Raw genomic sequence first — 16,114 nt, 5'->3', positions numbered from 1 at the left:
ACCTGGCTCGTCCCCGTTTCGGGGCATCTCAGTTGCGGGACAGCGCCGGTGTCTCACCGGCTTCGCTGGGAACGGGTCGGTACGACCGTAGCGCACCACCGTCCCGGGTCCGCTGCGCAGGCGGCCTGGCTGGTGGAAGCCGGCCTGCGCGCTGCGGGACAACAACCCTTTTGGCCGTTTTGGTCCCTGGGAGGGGGCCCCGCGCGAGGGGTTGCGGGGCCCCCTCCGATTCAGGAGGAGGTGATGGTGACGTTGTCCACAGCCGCCTCGACGAGGCTGGCGGTCGAGGCGTCCGCCGCCTCCACCAGGATCCGGACCGACTGTCCGGCGTACGGGGTGAGGTTGAGGTTCGACACCGTCCAGGCACCGTTGCGGTTGCTGGCCGCGCCGGTCTGGGTGAGCAGTGCAGTGGTACCGCCGTTGTGTACCACGCTGACCCGGAAGTAGTCCGCCGACGACGAGTTCGAGGCGTGTGCCAGATACCACGCCAGCGACAGGGTCAACGTGCCGGTCGAGGGCAGGGTGACCGCCGGCGAGCGGGCGCTGGTGACACCACCGTCGATGTCGTGGTCACCCGCGCCGCTGCCGGCGAGCCGGCCGGTCACCAGGTCGTTGCTGCCCGCGTACGGGGTGAGTTGCTTGTCTCCGCTGAAGCTGGTGGCCTGCGCGGCACCCCGCTCCCACTGGCCGGTGGTCGCGGTGTCGGTGCCGTTGGGGTTCGTCGTCCAGCCGGTCGCGGTCTCGAACGTGTCCGACCAGACCGTGGTCCCCCCGCCACCGCTGCCGCAGTACTGCGCCTGCTTACCGATCGCCCGGTACGGGCAGTCGGCGTACTCGGACAGCAGCAGCACCGCCTCCCGGTTGCGCGAGGTCTGTGCGGGGATCACCTCGTCGGGCGGGTAGAACCCACCGCCGGAGGCCGAGCCCGGATACAGCTCGAAGGTGTACGCCCAGATGCCGTGCTCCGCCCACATCCAGTCGATGCTGCTGCCGTCGGTGACGTACAGGTCGCTTGACTGCTGGGGGGTGTAGCCGTTGGTCGCCGCCATCTGCTGACCGATGGTGGCGAAGGTGTTGTACTGGTCGCTGGTCATCCCCGGGGCGGTGTTGTTGTACGTGTAGCCGAACGGCCAGAGCACCAGCTCGGAGTAGGTATGGAAGTCGATGTTCGCCTTGATCTGCTGCACCCCGCCGACGACACGGCTGTTGACGAAGTTCCGCAGCGCCTGCGTCTCGGGAGCGGAGAACGCCGACGGACCCCGGTAGGTGTCCGAGGAGGTGGAGCCGGACGAGCCGCCGCAGCAACCCCAGTTGTAGCTCCAGTTCCGGTTCAGGTCGGTGCCGACGTAGGACGAGCCGCTGTTGGGTTGGCGGTTCTTGCGCCACGACCGGTAGGAGCCGGTGGCGATGTCGTACTCGCTGCCGTCCGGGTTGACCGAGGGCACCACCCAGATCTCCCGGCCGTTGACCAGACTGGTGACGCGGGAGTCGGAGCCGTAGTTGTCGGTGAAAAGGTTGAGTAGGTAGATCGCCATCTCGACGGTCAGGTGCTCGCGGGCGTGCTGCTGGGAGTTGAACAGGATCTCCGGCTCGTTCTCGTCGGTAGCGACGTTGTCGGAGATCTTCACCGCGACCAGGTCGCGTCCCTCGTACGAGGTGCCGATGCTGACCTTCCGGGCGATCGTCGGGTGGTCGGCGACCACCTTGTTGACCGCCGCGATCATCTCCGGGTAGTCGTGGTAGTTGGCGTCCGCCGCCGGGAAGCCGAGGAGGCCGACGTCGCTGGTGGCCTGCCCCCGGTCGGTGGGTAGCGCGGCGATCGCCTCGAGTCCGAAGCCGAGCTTGGTGATGGCGGCAGCCTCGGCCCGGGTGGCCGATACGTGCAGCACACCGTGCTCGGAGTAGTCGATGGCGGCGCCCGTGCGGGCGACCGCGTCGCGATCGGCGAGGGTTTTCGGGCCGAGCACCCGGTAGGGCACGGCAGCCGGTTGGGTTTCCCGGTCGGGTGCCGGCTCGGCGGACACCGGTGGCGCGGCGATGGTGAGCAGACCCAGCCCGGCGGCGATGATGAGCGCCAGTGCCCGGCGGACGGGGATGGAACGGAAGTCCATGGACAACCTCCTGGAGGTGCGGGTTTCACCCGCTCGGTAGCGGACAGCCCACCACCGGTCACATGGTCATATCAACATTGATTGTTGTTTGGTCCATCCCAGCCGGATCCTCCTGTCGGCGACATGGTCGCGCGACCGGTCCGGCGTGGACGCCGCCCGCTCAGCTCTTCTCGTCGGCGGGACGGTCGTCCGGCGCGCTGTCGGACTGATCGTCACCGGCCAGCGCGGACCGCAGGCGCTCCTTCTCCACCCGGCGACGCTCGGCGGCGGCGGCCATCTCCTCGGCCATCTCGTCACGCCAGCCTTTGAGCAGGAAGAAGGAAACAGCAGCGGAGAACAACAGCGCCAGGATCAGTTTGAGGAAGATGTCCATGTCGACCGGCCAGAGGGCCGCCACCACGACCACGAACAGACCGATCCGGCCGAGCGTGTACTTGACCGCCGCACTCACGTTCGTTCGCTCCACTCGCTCATGTCGTCACCCTGTTCAGCTGGTCCGGTTGTCCAGCCAGCGCACACCGGGGAACCAGATCATCGCGTACACCACGGTGAAGGTGGTCGCGGCGAGCACGCCGGAGAGCAGCGGCGGCAGCACCGTCGCCACACCGGCCACCAGTAGCCCGGAGACCACCGCCGTCGCGACCGCCACCAGGGCGGCCACCACCCGGGGGGCACCGAACTCCCAGGCCCGGAAGTCCTCCCAGAACAGCCAGGCCGGCAGGATCACGGCGAGCCAACCGTTGGCCTGACCGAACTCCCCGACTCCGAGCCACGCGAAGGCCACGTCGAAGAGCACCAGCACCAGCAGCCCGATGACCACCCCGGCCAGGCCGACCCCCAGCAGGTCGCTCAAGGTCCGGATCCGCCCCTCGGCATCGCGACGGGGGAACGCACTCTGCTGCTCGGTCATCGTCGTGCCAGGGTACGCGTCGGGTCAGGCCCAGACCTGTTGCGGCTCGGCCCGGCGCTCGGCCAGTGCCAGAGGGGCATCGTACTCGCGGACCATCTCGTAGCGGGTGTTGCGCTCGACCGGGCGGAACCCGGCGTCCCAGATGAGGTGCAGCAGGTCGTCGCGGTGCATGGTGTTGGGTGTGCCGTACGAGTCGGCGTCGTGGGTGATCTTGTATTCCACGACCGAGCCGTCCAGGTCGTCCACACCGAAGTTCAGCGAGAGCTGGGCCACCGACAGGCCGTGCATCACCCAGAAGCACTTGACGTGCGGCACATTGTCCAGCAGGAGGCGGGACACGGCGAACGTCTTCAGCGACTCGGCCGGCGAGGCCATCGTCGTGCGGGCCTGGATCCGGTTACGGATCTTGCCGTCCGCAGAGTCGACGAAGTCGTGCTGGTACCGCAGCGGGATGAAGACGAGGAAGCCGCCGGTCTCGTCCTGCAACTCGCGGAGCCGTAGGACGTGGTCGACCCGGTGCCGGGGCTGCTCGATGTGGCCGTAGAGCATCGTCGACGGCGTCTTCATGCCCTTGCTGTGCGCCAGCCGGTGAATCCGCGACCAGTCCTCCCAGTGGCAGGCGTGGTCGACGATGTGCTGACGGACCTCCCAGTCGAAGATCTCCGCACCGCCACCGGTGAGCGACTCCAGACCGGCGTCCATCAACTCGTCGAGGATCTCGCTGGCACCGAGCCCGCTGATCTTTTCGAACCACTGCACCTCGGTGGCGGTGAACGCCTTCAGCTTGACGTTCGGCAGTGCGGCTTTCAGCTCCCGCAGCACCTTGGGGTAGTAGCGCCAGGGCAGTGTCGGGTGCAGGCCGTTGACGATGTGCAACTCGGTGAGCTGCTCGTCCTCCATCTCCTTGGCCTTGCGCACCGCCTCGTCGATGCGCATGGTGTACGCATCCTTCTCGCCCGGCTTGCGTTGGAAAGAGCAGTACGCGCAGCTCGCACTGCACACGTTCGTCAGGTTCAGGTGCCGGTTGACGTTGAACATCACCCGGTCGCCGTTCATCTCGGTGCGCCTGTGGTGGGCGAGCCGCCCCAACCAGGTCAGGTCGTCGCTGGCGTAGAGGGCCACCCCGTCCTCACGGGTCAACCGCTCCCCCGCGTACACCTTCGCTTCGAGCTCGCGCTTGAGTCCGGCGTCCATCGAAAGCCCGTCCCCTTCCACCTGCGGTCGCGACCGGAGCGCGGTCGCCACCCGAGCCTACGTCGGTCGTTGCGGCAACCCACACCGTGGTCGTCGGCAACAGACTCTCAGCCTCCCGTTACCCGGCCGGACATCGACACCGGTGCACCAGGTGGGGTAAGACGGAATGGGACACGACACACACACTGGTAGCGTCCCGAAACGCCGCGCCGACCGAGCGCGGCCGAGCAACGCCGGACGGGGAGCGCAATGATCGACAGTGTGGGCGGACGGCAGCGGCGACCGGCTCCGGTGGTCTCACCGGTGCTACGCCCGACGCTCTGGTCCGCCCTGCTCACCGCGGTCGCCAGCGCGGTCCTCGCGGCTCCGGCCTATGCCGAGCCCGGCATCCCGGTCACCGTCCCCGACACCGGCTCCCGCCCCACGACCAGTGCCCCTCTCCAACTACCCGGCATGCCCGCCAACGACACCTCGGGGCTGACGCTCCCGGCGTTCGGCACCCCGGGCGCCAGCGACCTGGAAACCCGGATCAACGCCGCCGAAGCCCGGGTCGCCGAGTTGGGCACCCGACTACTGGAGCTGGAGCAGCAGCGCAACGAGGTGCAGGCCCAGTTCCTCACCGCCGAACGGGACGTGGAGTTCGCCCGGGGCGCGGTTCAGCAGGCGCAGCAGCGTGCCGACCAGGCCGCCGCCGAGGCGATCAAAGCCGCGGCGGCCCTGCCACCGGGCGGCTTCGCCACCGACCTGCGCGACCTGGATCTGCTCAGTCGGGTCAACCGTGGTGAGAAGGCCGATCACGACACCGGACCGGCCAACGGGGAGCTGGCCCGCACCCGGCTCGTCGAGCAGGTGGCGACGCAGGCGTACACCGCGGCACAGTCCCGCTTCCAGGGCATCCAGCAGCAGTACACCGCGACCCGGCAGGCGCTGCGTGACGCCGAGGCGGAACTGGTCAGGCTGCGCGACGAGAACTCGGCGCAGCTGGTCGCCCTGGTCCGCCAGCAGGAGGCCGCCGAGCAGCAGCTCGGTGCCGACTATGTCGACCAGTCCGCAGACGGGCTGGTCGCCCACGCCACGGCGAAGGCCGCTGTCGAGTACGCCCGCAAGCAACTCGGCGACCCGTACGTCTGGGCGGCCGAGGGGCCGCATTCGTTCGACTGCTCGGGCCTGATGTGGGCGGCGTACCGGTCGGCGGGTTACCGGCAACTGCCACGGGTCTCCCGCGACCAGTACGCGGCAACCAGTTCACGGACGGTTCCCCGCACCGCTCTTCTCCCCGGCGATCTGCTCTTCTTCGCTTCCGGAAGTAACTGGCAGAGCATTCACCACGTCGGCATGTACGTCGGCGGCGGCAAGATGATCCACGCGCCGACCACAGGTGATGTGGTGAAGATCTCCACGGTGCGCTGGTCCCGGCTCTACGCCGCGACTCGGGTGGTGGGCGCTGTGCCGGCACCGACGTCCGCCCCCACCCCGTCGCAGCCAGCGACCCCCAAGCCGACGCCGACACCGACGCCGTCGAGGACGCCGAATCCCTCGACCACTCCGTCTGGCAGCACGTCGCCGTCACCGAGCCCGACGGGCACACCGACGGCGTCGGTAGCCCCGTCGGGCTCCACCACACCGTCGGCGAGTCCATCGCGGACCACCTCCCCGTCAGCGACCACCTCCCCGTCAGCGACCACCTCCCCGTCAGCGACCACCTCCCCGTCGGCCACCACCTCGGCGGCCAGGACGACCTCGCCGACCGTCGGGGCCAGCAGCGTCGCGCCGTCCACGGCCGGCCCGACGACGGCGGCAGCGAGCAGCACGGCACCACAGACAGGCGCCGCTGCCAGCCCGTCCCCGGTCGGCGGACGCTGACCTGCGGCGTCACCTCCGTCTGACGTTCGCAGGAGACGCGCCCAGAGGCTGAGAACACCACGACCTCGCCCCTGACCGGGGCAGGCCGATGTATGAACTACCAGGACGGCGACGACACCCACGAGGCGGCAGGCTCTCCGGGTGTGCCGCACGGGTGAGATGTGGCACGGTGTCAATCAGGCACTCCCGGCCCGACATCACGGGTCCGGGTGCGGGCCTGGCGCGGAGGCGACGATGACGCAGCAAGACGTTCCGGCGGTGGGTCCGGCCCCTGCTCCGGCCGAAGCCGGACCAGCGCGGGCAAGTGTGCGGGTACCCAACCTCAGCCCCGTGAGCGTGGACGAGGCGCACTCCGCCGGAGGTGGCGGCACGACCTCGGGTGTCTACCGCTCCGCGCCCGCCCAACCGGAGCCGAACAAGCCCGCCCAACCGGAGCCGAACAAGCCCGTCGAGCCGGAGCCGGTCGAGCCACCCGAGCCGGCCGCACCACCAACGCCGCCCGCGCCGGAACCTATACCTCGGCCCCCGGCCCCCGCGCCGGTCCCACCGGCCCCGGCACCGCCGCCACCCGGCCCGTACCCGCCGGGACCGGCCCCCGTCCCGCCGTCCGACCCGCGTCCCGCACCCCCGGACCCACCCACGCCGCCTGCCGGTCCACCCGTACCGGCACCGCCGCCGCCACCGGGCCCGATGCCAGCGCCGCCGTTCCCACCCCCACCGGCCGTCGTCGGCGCCGCCAGGGTCGCACCGGCGACAGCCGGCGTCGCCCGGGCCGCGTCGCCAGCCGTCGACGTCACACAGCGCACGCCTGCCGCCGCCGCGTCCCCGCCCATCTCGCCCGCCGGCCCTGCCGGTGCCGACACGGCTCCCGTCGTGCCGGCACCGTCCCTGCCCGTCTGGCCGCCGCCGACGAACCCCGGCGGACGCCGGAACGACCCCGCACCCGGAGCGTCGGGCGGGTCGGCCACCGCCGGTTCGACGCCACGCGTCCAGCCCCACACGGCTACGGAGCGTACGCACCGGCCGGCCGGACCGGAACAGACGCACCGCCCGACCGGGCCGGCGCCGGCGCAACGGCCCGGCGGCTCCGGACTGAGTGCGTACTACGCCGGGTCGGACAGTGCGGCGACCGTGGCCTTTCCCGCCGGAGACCAGGAGACCTCCGGCTCGCTGACCGGACACATCCTGGCGCAGGGCTGGGCGGACACGGCGGCCGAGAGGTCACGCGGCACAATGCGGGTCGTGGTCCTGATGGCTGTCGCGCTGGGGCTGCTGGTGGCGGTCAGCGTCCTCGTGGTGCTGTTCGCGAACGACGCGTTGGCGGGCACGAGCGGTGGCCCGGCCGACGGCCCGCGGCTCGCCGATCATTGGTGAGTCCGCCCACTACCCGGTCACGGTGCGGGTGGGCGGGCGCCATCCGCCGTACACTTGACGGCGATCACTGACCCGGCGCGTGACACGCGCCCATGGGCGATCTTGCGGAAGATCCGGCGACCACGGTCGCAGCGGGACATCGCGAAGATGCGCCCCGCTCGAAAGGCATTTCTTGACCACCTCCGCTGAACTCGGCGTACCCCCGTTCTCCCCCGACCTCCCCGCCGAAGCGCAACCGGCCGGGACGACCACTCCGGTCACCTTCGACTCACTCGGCCTTCCTCGGCAACTGGTCCGGGCGCTGGACCGGCAGGGCATCACCACTCCGTTCGAGATCCAACAGGCCACCGTGCCGGACGCGCTCGCCGGGCGCGATGTGCTGGGCCGCGGACAGACCGGCTCCGGCAAGACCCTCGCGTTCGGACTGCCGCTGCTGGCCCGGATGGCCGCCGGTGAGCGGGCCCGGCCCTGGCATCCCAGGGCACTCGTCCTGGTGCCCACCAGGGAACTGGCCATGCAGGTCAACGACGCACTGCTGCCGCTGGGTAAGGCCGTCGGCGTGTTCCTCAGGACCGCCGTCGGTGGTGTGCCGTACGACCGGCAGATCGACGCCCTGCGGCGCGGCGTCGAGGTGGTGGTGGCCACCCCGGGGCGGCTCGCCGACCTGATCGACCGGGGCGTCTGCCAGCTCGACGACGTCGAGATCACCGTGCTCGACGAGGCCGACCAGATGGCCGACATGGGCTTCCTGCCCGAGGTCACCGACCTGTTGGCGAAGACCCCGTCGGACACACAGCGACTGCTCTTCTCGGCCACTCTGGACGGCGACGTCGACGCGCTGGTGCGACGGTTCATGACCGACCCGGTCACCCACTCGACCGCACCGCCGACCGCGGCCGTCTCCACGATGGACCATCACCTGCTGCTCATTCCGCCGCAGGAGAAGTTCCCGGTCACCGCGTCGATCGCCGCGCGTGCGGGCCGGACCATCGTGTTCGCCCGTACCCAGTTGGGGGTGGATCGGCTGGTGACGCAGCTCGCAGCCGTGGGCGTACGTGCCGGCGGACTGCACGGCGGCAAGACCCAACGGATGCGTACCCGCACGCTCGCGGAGTTCCGTGAGGGGCGGACGAACGTCCTGGTCGCCACGGACGTCGCTGCCCGGGGCATCCACGTCGACGGGGTGTCGCTGGTGCTGCACGTCGACCCGCCGAAGGATCCGAAGGACTACCTGCACCGCGCGGGCCGCACCGCACGGGCCGGTGAGGCCGGCGCGGTGGCCACCCTGGTGCTGCCGAAGCAGCGCCGCACCACGCTGGCGATGCTGGAGAAGGCCGGTGTGGAGCCGGCCCAGTCCCGGGTGCGCCTCGGTGACCCTGTGCTGGCTGAGCTGACCGGGGCGCGGGAGCCGAGCGGCGTGCCGGTACGTGATGAGCCGGAGCAGCCGCCCCGGCGTGGCAGCCGGCCCGGCGCTCCCCGTCGCTTCGGCGACCGGCCGGGCGGTGAGCGCCGCTTCGGCGGTGACCGGGGCGGTCGGTCGGAAGGCTGGGGCACGCACGACAGGCCACGAGAGGACCGACGCGGTACGGGTGGCCGTCCGCGGGCTCGCAGCTACTGACGCTCGCGGTGCTGATCCTCGGCGCATACGCTGCCCGGCTCCGCCGGGTGGCGTAACGTCCGGATCATGCCCACCACGTCGAAGTCGCTGCTGTGGACCCGCACGGACACCGACGGTGCCGAGCACGCCCTGGTCGACGACGGTCACGGTCTGGCGGCGCAGGGCACCCAGCTGGCTGTCGATCCGGTGCCCTACACGTGCCGCTACCAGGTGACCACCGACGCCGACTGGGCGAGTGTCCGCCTTGAGGTCGAGGTCGAGGGGGCCGGGTGGCGGCGCAGTGTACGGCTCGAACGGGCCACTCAGCGGTGGCGGGTGACCGCCGCCGAGCAGGGTGACCTCGACGCGGTGTTGGCCGCTGCCGGGCACACCCCGGCCGGGCTGCCCGGCGTGGAGGACCCGGATCGGCTGGCCGACGCGCTCGACGTGGACCTGGGCGGCTCACCGTTGTTCAACACGCTGCCGCTGCGGCGGCTCGGTCTGAACACTGCGCCGCCCGACACCGCGTACACGATAAGCGTGGCCTGGGTGCTTGTGCCCAGCCTGGTCGTGCTTGCCACCGAGCAGGTGTACACCGGGCTGGGCCCGAGCCGCTTCCGGTACGCCAGCGGCGGTTTCGGCGCCGAGGTCGAGGTCGACCCGGGGGGCTACGTGTTGCGATACCCGGGGTTGGCCGAACGCGCCACCTCCCGCTGACGGTCAGGCCGGCCAGGAACCGTCGGTGAGGAACCGGTCGATGGTGGCCAGGTACGGCGCCAGGTCGAGACCCTGGGCGGTCACCCAGTCGTCGGCGTAGTAGGTGTCGGCGTACCGGTCACCCGCATCGCAGATGAGGGTGACCACCGAGCCGGCCCGACCGGCGGCGAGGAGTCCGGCGATCAGGCCGAAGGCACCCCACAGGTTGGTACCGGTGGAGCCGCCCACCCGCCGACCCAGTACCGCCGAGGCGGACCGCATCGCGGCCAGGGAGGCCGCGTCGGGTACCTGCACCATGCGGTCCACCACCGAGGGCAGGAACGACGCTTCGACGGTCGGGCGGCCGATGCCCTCGATCCGGGAACCCCGACCGGTGCGCACCGACCAGTCGGCTGCCTGCCACGCGGGGTAGAACGCGGAGTTCTCCGGATCGACCACGCAGAGCTTGGTGGGCAGCCGCCGGTAGCGGACGTACCGGCCGATGGTGGCGCTGGTGCCGCCGGTTCCGGCACCGACCACGATCCAGGTCGGTGTCGGATGCCGTTCCAGGGCGAGCTGCGCGTAGATCGACTCGGCGATGTTGTTGTTTCCCCGCCAGTCCGTGGCCCGTTCGGCGTAGGTGAACTGGTCCATGTAGTGCCCGCCGGAGTCCTCGGCGAGCCAACGCGCCTCGATGACCACCTTCGACGGGTCCTGGACCAGATGGCAGCGTCCGCCCTGGAACTCGATCTGGGTGATCTTCTCCGGCGAGGTGCTGGCCGGCATCACCGCGATGAAGGGCAACCCGAGCATCCGGGCGAAGTACGCCTCGGAAACCGCCGTGGAACCGGACGACGCCTCGACGATCGTGGTGTCCGGCCCGATCCAGCCGTTGCAGAGTCCGTACAGGAACAGCGAACGGGCCAACCGGTGCTTCAGCGAGCCGGTCGGATGCACCGACTCGTCCTTGAGATAGAGGTCGATCCCCCAGTGCCGGGGCAGCGGGAACGGCAGCAGGTGGGTGTCGGCGGACCGGTTCGCGTCCGCCTCCACTGCCGCGATCGCCTCGGTCACCCACCGTCGGCTGGTTTCGTCGCACCGGTCGAGATGAGTCACGCCGGGAAACCTAGCAAGCCGACCTGCGGCGTCGGGGTTCAGCCCGTCGACGGGGCGACCGGTTGTGGGCGGTTCTCCCACTTGGTCGACAGCGCGATGCCGGTGCGGGTGGAGGCGACCCCGGGTGTCCGGTTCAGCCGTACGATCAGCTGTTCCAGTTCGGCGATGGTGCCCACCCGGGCCTTGAGTAGGAAGGACTCGACGCCGGCCATGAAGTAGCAGGATTCGATCTCGGGCATGGCCCGGAATGCTTCCAGCACGTCGTCGGTGTCCGCCTCGGAGTCCTCCACGATGCCGATCAGGGCGGTCACGCCCAAACCGATGGTTTCCGGCTCGACCTCCGCCCGGTATGCCCGGATCACGCCGCCGGACTCCAACTTCCCGACCCTCTCGTGCACCGCCGGAGCGGAGAGGCCGACCTGGCGGGCCAGCTCGGCGTACGACAGGCGGGCGTTGCCGCGGAGCAGATCCACGAGGTTGAGGTCGATGGCGTCCACGGACTGTGACCCTAGTCGGCGCGGCGCGACACCCGGACTTCGGTATCCGATTGTTTCGGCAGCAAGTGACAGTTCGCATACCAAGGGTTCGGGGGGCGCGACGCCGGTACCATTTACTAACTTCCCACTCCGTGCGTTTTTCGCGTTTGGCGGACACGCCTGGTCGCTGGTGCTGTAATTGCCATACGTCCCTCATGACGGCTCTGGGCTCGCACCGGCCGGGGGCAGTGTGTTCAGCCGGGGGCTTCGTCGACGCGAGGAGGGGGCTGTGGACACTGGAGATCGCCTGCTGACACCGGGTGAAGTCGCCGCGTTGTTTCGGGTGGACCCGAAAACCGTGACGCGATGGGCGGCGGCGGGTCGGATCGGGAGCATCCGGACTCCAGGAGGGCATCGCCGGTTTCGGGAATCCGAGGTGCGGGCCCTGCTTGAAGGGGAAGGCATGCTGGACGAGGCGGACGAGATGGGTAGACCGCGTAATGCGGGCCCGACCGCTTCCACCGGCACTGCCGGCCCGGCAAACGCCGGCATGTACTGAGATTGCGGGTCGGGACGCGGGCCGGCCGTCAGGTCCGGTCCGCGTTCAACTTGCCGGACCACCGCCTGAACAGGGTGTGCGGCACGTCGAGGGCGTCGAGCACCTTTCCCGCCACGAAGTCCACCAACTGTGCGGCGGAGGCGGCGGCACCCGCACCGTAGAAGCCGGGGCTGGCCGGCAGTACGACCGCACCGGCGTCGTGCAACGCGATCAGGTGTTCCAGGTGGCTACGGGTCACCGGCGTCTCCCGGGGCACCATGACGACTCGGCGGCGTTCCTTGAGGTTCACTTCGGCGGCCCGCTGCAACAGGTCCTTGGACAGGCCGATGGCGATGCCGGCGCAGGCGGCCGTGCTGGCCGGCACCACGACCATTCCTCGTACCGGGTAGGAACCGCTGCTCGGTCCGGCGGCGAGGTCACCGGCGGGCCAGTGGCGCAGGTCCGCTCCGGCGACGTCGTGCCCCAGCCAGGCGGCCAGGTCCTCGGCCCAGTGCGCGTCCCGGAAGGGCCGTCCGGTCTCGTCGAGGACGGTCAGCCGGGCGGCCCGGGAGACGATCAGATCCACTGACTCCCCGGCGTCGAGCAACCCGCGTACGACTGCCGCCGCGTACGGCGTGCCGGATGCCCCGGACACCCCGACCACCCATGGTTCGCGCATGCCTTCAGCCTGCCTGGTCACCGCCGCCGGCGATCGGGTACCCCCTGCAGGCGTGTCCGAGGTGCCCATGATCGCCGCAGCCTGAACCGATACGCCGCCGATGCCCGACGGGTCTGCGGAGCGCACCGGCAGCTGGCATGCTGCGCGGGACTAGAGCATCGTGGGGCCGACCGGAAGGATGTGGGACCATCTCGTCGTCGGCCAATTCCGTGTACGACCTTCTGTCGTCCCTGCGTGCCGCCTGCCCGTTCGCGCCGCAGCTGTCTCCGTACGCTGACGACGTCCAGGCTTGGCTGGTGTCCGAGTTGCCGTTGGAACCGTCGACGCGGGAACGGCTGGGGCGTGCCGGTTTCGCCCGTTACGCGGGGCGGTTGTACCCCGACGCCACCGAAGCCGACCTGCGCGTCCTGACCGCACTGTTCACCTGGTTCTTCCTGGTCGACGACGCGTGCGACGGGCCCGACCGGGCCAGCCTGCACGATATTCGCGCCCTGCGAGACAGTGTCGCCACCCTGTTGGGCGGCGGTGTCGGGCTGCGGCTTCCGGGGCAGTTCGGTCCGCTCCGCCGGCTGCTGGTCGGTGCCTGGCGGGAGCCGCGCCGCCGGATGCCGGCCCGCTGGCGGCGGCGTTTCGCCGACGCGGTCGCCCACCACCTCGACGGCACCTGGCGGGAGGCGGTCAACAAGGCGACCGGGCACCTACCCGACGCCGAGGAGTACGTCGAGCTGCGGCGGGCCACCTCGGCCGCGTACGTGTCGTATCCGCTGGTGGAGTTCGTCGACGGCCGACCGCTGCCGGACCCGGTCTACCATCATCCACGGCTGGGCCAGCTCCGCGACATCGGTAACGATCTACTGTCCTGGTACAACGACATCGCCTCGCTGGACCGGGACGCGGCCACCTCCGGCGGGCACAACCTGGTGCTGGCGTTGGCTGCGGCGCACCGCGTGCCGGTGTCCGCCGCCGTGGAGTTGGCGGCGCAACGCTGGTACGCCTCGATGCACCGCTTCGTCGTCCTGCGCGCCGCGATGCCCTCGTTCGGTCCGGCACTGGACCCGGCTGTCGCCGCCCACCTCGACGGGGTGGCCCGAGCTGTTCGCGGCACCATCGACTGGACCATGGAGAGCGCCCGCTACGCCGTGCCGGGCAGGTGATGGGCTGACGGTTGGTCAGGCCCGTAGGCCGAGCCGGACAATCAGGTCGAGCAGGGCGAAAGCGAACAGCGCGATGCCGACGAAGCCGTTGGCGGTGAAGAACGCCCGGTTGACCCGGCTCAGGTCAGTGGGTGTCACCACCAGGTGCTGGTAGCCGAAGGCGGCGGCGGTGAGAGCCAACCCGATCCACCAGAGCGAACCGAAGCCGACGAGCATCCCGAACCAGCCGAACAGCACGAAGGTGATCACGTGCGCGACGGTGGAGGCGTGCAGGGCGAAACGCAGCCCGTAGCGGGCCGGCACGCTGTGCACGCCGATCTTCCGATCGACTTCGGCGTCCTGGCAGGCGTAGATCAGGTCGAATCCGCCGATCCACAGCCCGACGGCCGCACCCAGCAACCAGGCCGGTCCGGAGCCCGCGAAGGTGCCGGTCACTGCCAGCCAGGCGCCGACCGGGCCGACCATCTGGGCGGCGGCCAGGATGGCGTGCGGCCAGTTGGTGAACCGTTTGCCGTACGGGTAGACCACCAGGGGGACCACTGCCAGCGGTGCGAGCGCCAGGCAGAGCGGGTTGAGCAGGGCGGCGGCGGCGAGGAACACCACCAGGGCGACGCCCGCGCCGGTCCAGGCCGTCCGCAGGCTCACCGCCCCGGTCACCAGCTCCCGATTGGCGGTTCGCGGGTTCCGCGCATCGATCCGCCGGTCCAGGATCCGGTTGGCCGCCATGGCGAAGGTACGTGCCCCCACCATCGCCACCGTGATCAGCAGCAGATCCAGCCAGCGGACCCGCCCCCCGTTGACCTGCATCGCGGTCAACGCCGACAGGTACGCGAACGGCAGCGCGAACACCGAGTGCTCGATCGCCACGAGTCTGAGGAAGGACTTCACGCGCCCGGGACGCTCGGCGGGCTGCACGGCGGCGGTGTTCGCCATCAGATGCCGTACTCCTTCCAACGCTTCTCGACGAGGGAAACCACCTCGGGAGCCATGGTCATCTCCTCGGGCCAGCCCCGGTGGTAGCCCTCCTCGGGCAGCTTGCGGGTGGCGTCGATTCCGGCCTTACCGCCCCAGAACTGCTGGTAAGACGAGTGGTCCAGATGATCGACGGGGCCTTCGGTGAGCAGCAGGTCCCGGGCGTAGTCGACGTTGCCGAACGCGCGGAAGGCGACCTCGCGGTAGTCGTGCACGTCGCAGTCCTCGTCGACGACCACGATCAGCTTGGTCAGCGACATCATGTGCGCGCCCCAGATCGCGTTCATCACCTTCTGGGCGTGCTTCGGGTAGCGCTTGCGGATCGACACGATCGCGCAGTTGTGGAAGACACCGGCGGCCGGCAGGTCGTAGTCGACGATGTCCGGGATCAGGAACCGCAGCAGCGGCGCGAAGATCCGCTCGGTGGCCTTGCCGAGACCGTGGTCCTCCTGCGGTGGCTTCGAGGTGACGATCGAGTGGTAGACCGGGTCGCGTTGCATGGTCATCGTCTCGATGTGCAGCACCGGGAACGGTTCGACCGGGGTGTAGAAGCCGGTGTGGTCGCCGAAGGGGCCCTCCGGCAGCCGCTCGCCGGGCTCCAGGTAGCCCTCCAGCACCATCTGGGCGTGCGCCGGCACCTGCAACGGCACGGTCAGGCAGTCGACCATCTCCACCCGTTCGCCGCGCAGGAAGCCAGCGAAGAGGTACTCGTCGATGTCGGCGGGGAGCGGGGCGCTCGACGCGTAGGTGACCACCGGGTCGCACCCGATGGCGACGGCGACCGGCAGCCGTTGGCCGAGTCGCTCGGCGACGGCGTGGTGTGCGGTGGAGTTCTTGTGGATCTGCCAGTGCATGCCGAGGGTGTTGTGGCTGTGCTGCTGGAGTCGGTAGAGGCCCAGGTTCCGCTTGCCGGTCTCGGGATGTTTGGTGTGGGTCAGCCCGAAGTTGTGGAAGATCCCGCCGTCGCCGGGCCATACCTGGAGCCCGGGCAGCCGGTTCAGGTCGACGTCGTCACCCCGGTAGACCACCTGCTGACAGGGGGCGGTCCTGACCTTCTTCGGCGGCATCGACGTGAGCTGCATGACCTTGCCCAGGCCGCCCATCATGCCGGAGAAGCCCACCGGCAGCTCCGGCTTGAGCATCTCGCCGATCCGGTTGCCGATCTCGTCCAGCGACTCGACGCCGAGCGCCATCGCGGTGCGCTTCTCGGTGCCGAACAGGTTGATCGCGAGCGGCATCTCACCCCGGGTGGGCTGCTCGAACAGCAGCGCCGGCCCGTCGGCCCGGACCGTCCGGGTGACGATCTCGCTGATCTCCAGCGTCGGGTCGACCGGGACGCTGACGCGCCGCAGTTCACCCGCGCGTTCCAGCGCCGCGAGGAAGTCCTTCAGATCGGTGTACGGGAAGCCACGAGCCGCCATGCCAGCAAGTCTC

Annotated in this window: 15 protein-coding genes; 6 read left to right on the top strand and 9 right to left on the bottom strand. The window is 70.2% G+C overall.

Translation table 11 applies throughout. The features are described 5' to 3' along the window. Positions 1-230 precede the first annotated feature (230 nt). The 4 genes from HCA58_RS17735 to mqnE form a co-directional block, all read right to left on the bottom strand. Positions 231-2,111 (bottom strand): M14 family zinc carboxypeptidase, encoded by a 1,881-nt coding sequence (locus HCA58_RS17735; RefSeq protein WP_169598961.1) that lies wholly within the window; start codon positions 2,109-2,111, stop codon positions 231-233. A gap of 160 nt (positions 2,112-2,271) precedes the next feature. After that, positions 2,272-2,562 (bottom strand): DUF4229 domain-containing protein, encoded by a 291-nt coding sequence (locus tag HCA58_RS17730; RefSeq protein ID WP_169598960.1) that lies wholly within the window; start codon positions 2,560-2,562, stop codon positions 2,272-2,274. A gap of 36 nt (positions 2,563-2,598) precedes the next feature. Then, entirely contained in the window at positions 2,599-3,021 is a 423-nt protein-coding gene (locus HCA58_RS17725; RefSeq protein WP_169598959.1) for a hypothetical protein, read from the bottom strand. A gap of 24 nt (positions 3,022-3,045) precedes the next feature. Beyond that, positions 3,046-4,215 carry an aminofutalosine synthase MqnE gene (gene mqnE, locus HCA58_RS17720; protein ID WP_169598958.1) on the bottom strand — a complete coding sequence of 390 codons (1,170 nt, stop codon included), beginning with the start codon at positions 4,213-4,215 and terminating at the stop codon, positions 3,046-3,048. 249 nt (positions 4,216-4,464) lie between these two features. Here mqnE and HCA58_RS17715 point away from each other — a divergent pair, with 249 nt between their 5' ends. The 4 genes from HCA58_RS17715 (at position 4,465) to HCA58_RS17700 (ending at position 9,766) form a co-directional block, all read left to right on the top strand. Then, positions 4,465-6,078 carry a C40 family peptidase gene (locus HCA58_RS17715; RefSeq protein ID WP_169598957.1) on the top strand — a complete coding sequence of 538 codons (1,614 nt, stop codon included), beginning with the start codon at positions 4,465-4,467 and terminating at the stop codon, positions 6,076-6,078. 1,131 nt (positions 6,079-7,209) lie between these two features. Then, complete coding sequence (locus HCA58_RS17710; RefSeq protein ID WP_169598956.1) at positions 7,210-7,452, top strand: hypothetical protein; 243 nt, start codon at positions 7,210-7,212, stop codon at positions 7,450-7,452. A gap of 172 nt (positions 7,453-7,624) precedes the next feature. Beyond that, positions 7,625-9,070 carry a DEAD/DEAH box helicase gene (locus HCA58_RS17705; protein WP_169598955.1) on the top strand — a complete coding sequence of 482 codons (1,446 nt, stop codon included), beginning with the start codon at positions 7,625-7,627 and terminating at the stop codon, positions 9,068-9,070. A gap of 66 nt (positions 9,071-9,136) precedes the next feature. Beyond that, complete coding sequence (locus HCA58_RS17700; protein WP_169598954.1) at positions 9,137-9,766, top strand: putative glycolipid-binding domain-containing protein; 630 nt, start codon at positions 9,137-9,139, stop codon at positions 9,764-9,766. A 3-nt stretch (positions 9,767-9,769) separates the two neighbouring features. Here HCA58_RS17700 and HCA58_RS17695 read toward each other — a convergent pair whose 3' ends face one another. Beyond that, positions 9,770-10,861, bottom strand: coding sequence for a PLP-dependent cysteine synthase family protein (locus HCA58_RS17695; protein ID WP_169598953.1), 1,092 nt, complete (start codon positions 10,859-10,861; stop codon positions 9,770-9,772). Positions 10,862-10,899: 38 nt separating this feature from the next. Then, positions 10,900-11,358: an Lrp/AsnC family transcriptional regulator gene (locus tag HCA58_RS17690; RefSeq protein WP_169598952.1), complete on the bottom strand. Its 459-nt coding sequence runs from the start codon at positions 11,356-11,358 to the stop codon at positions 10,900-10,902. A gap of 268 nt (positions 11,359-11,626) precedes the next feature. Between HCA58_RS17690 and HCA58_RS17685 the strand changes: the two genes are divergently transcribed. Further along, positions 11,627-11,896, top strand: a complete 270-nt coding sequence (locus tag HCA58_RS17685) for a BldC family transcriptional regulator (RefSeq protein ID WP_169598951.1) — start codon at positions 11,627-11,629, stop codon at positions 11,894-11,896. A gap of 28 nt (positions 11,897-11,924) precedes the next feature. On the opposite strand, the gene HCA58_RS17680 is transcribed toward HCA58_RS17685, so the two are convergent. After that, complete coding sequence (locus HCA58_RS17680; RefSeq protein ID WP_169598950.1) at positions 11,925-12,554, bottom strand: UbiX family flavin prenyltransferase; 630 nt, start codon at positions 12,552-12,554, stop codon at positions 11,925-11,927. Positions 12,555-12,763: 209 nt separating this feature from the next. Between HCA58_RS17680 and HCA58_RS17675 the strand changes: the two genes are divergently transcribed. Beyond that, positions 12,764-13,708, top strand: a complete 945-nt coding sequence (locus HCA58_RS17675) for a terpene synthase (protein ID WP_169598949.1) — start codon at positions 12,764-12,766, stop codon at positions 13,706-13,708. Positions 13,709-13,723: 15 nt separating this feature from the next. Here HCA58_RS17675 and mqnP read toward each other — a convergent pair whose 3' ends face one another. Together mqnP and HCA58_RS17665 are read right to left on the bottom strand one after the other, a co-directional pair. Beyond that, the gene (mqnP, locus tag HCA58_RS17670) at positions 13,724-14,641 is read right to left on the bottom strand and encodes a menaquinone biosynthesis prenyltransferase MqnP (RefSeq protein WP_169598948.1); all 918 of its coding nucleotides are present in this window, start codon (positions 14,639-14,641) and stop codon (positions 13,724-13,726) included. Further along, positions 14,641-16,101, bottom strand: a complete 1,461-nt coding sequence (locus HCA58_RS17665) for a menaquinone biosynthesis decarboxylase (RefSeq protein ID WP_169598947.1) — start codon at positions 16,099-16,101, stop codon at positions 14,641-14,643. Before HCA58_RS17665 ends, mqnP begins: the two co-directional genes overlap by 1 nt. Positions 16,102-16,114 lie beyond the last annotated feature (13 nt).

The organism is Micromonospora sp. HNM0581 (assembly GCF_012726175.1).
In the GTDB taxonomy this organism is placed as follows: domain Bacteria; phylum Actinomycetota; class Actinomycetes; order Mycobacteriales; family Micromonosporaceae; genus Micromonospora.
The sequence above is the reverse complement of the archived record's forward strand: the minus strand, read 5'-3'. Positions and strand labels throughout refer to the sequence as shown.

Excerpts from the sequence above, each read along its gene's own strand:
- HCA58_RS17700 (WP_169598954.1), top strand. The coding sequence starts at position 9,137 with ATGCCCACCACGTCGAAGTCGCTGCTGTGGACCCGCACGGACACCGAC.
- HCA58_RS17665 (WP_169598947.1), bottom strand. The coding sequence starts at position 16,101 with ATGGCGGCTCGTGGCTTCCCGTACACCGATCTGAAGGACTTCCTCGCG.
- HCA58_RS17725 (WP_169598959.1), bottom strand. The coding sequence starts at position 3,021 with ATGACCGAGCAGCAGAGTGCGTTCCCCCGTCGCGATGCCGAGGGGCGG.
- HCA58_RS17735 (WP_169598961.1), bottom strand. The coding sequence starts at position 2,111 with ATGGACTTCCGTTCCATCCCCGTCCGCCGGGCACTGGCGCTCATCATC.
- mqnP (WP_169598948.1), bottom strand. The coding sequence starts at position 14,641 with ATGGCGAACACCGCCGCCGTGCAGCCCGCCGAGCGTCCCGGGCGCGTG.
- mqnE (WP_169598958.1), bottom strand. The coding sequence starts at position 4,215 with ATGGACGCCGGACTCAAGCGCGAGCTCGAAGCGAAGGTGTACGCGGGG.
- HCA58_RS17715 (WP_169598957.1), top strand. The coding sequence starts at position 4,465 with ATGATCGACAGTGTGGGCGGACGGCAGCGGCGACCGGCTCCGGTGGTC.
- HCA58_RS17680 (WP_169598950.1), bottom strand. The coding sequence starts at position 12,554 with ATGCGCGAACCATGGGTGGTCGGGGTGTCCGGGGCATCCGGCACGCCG.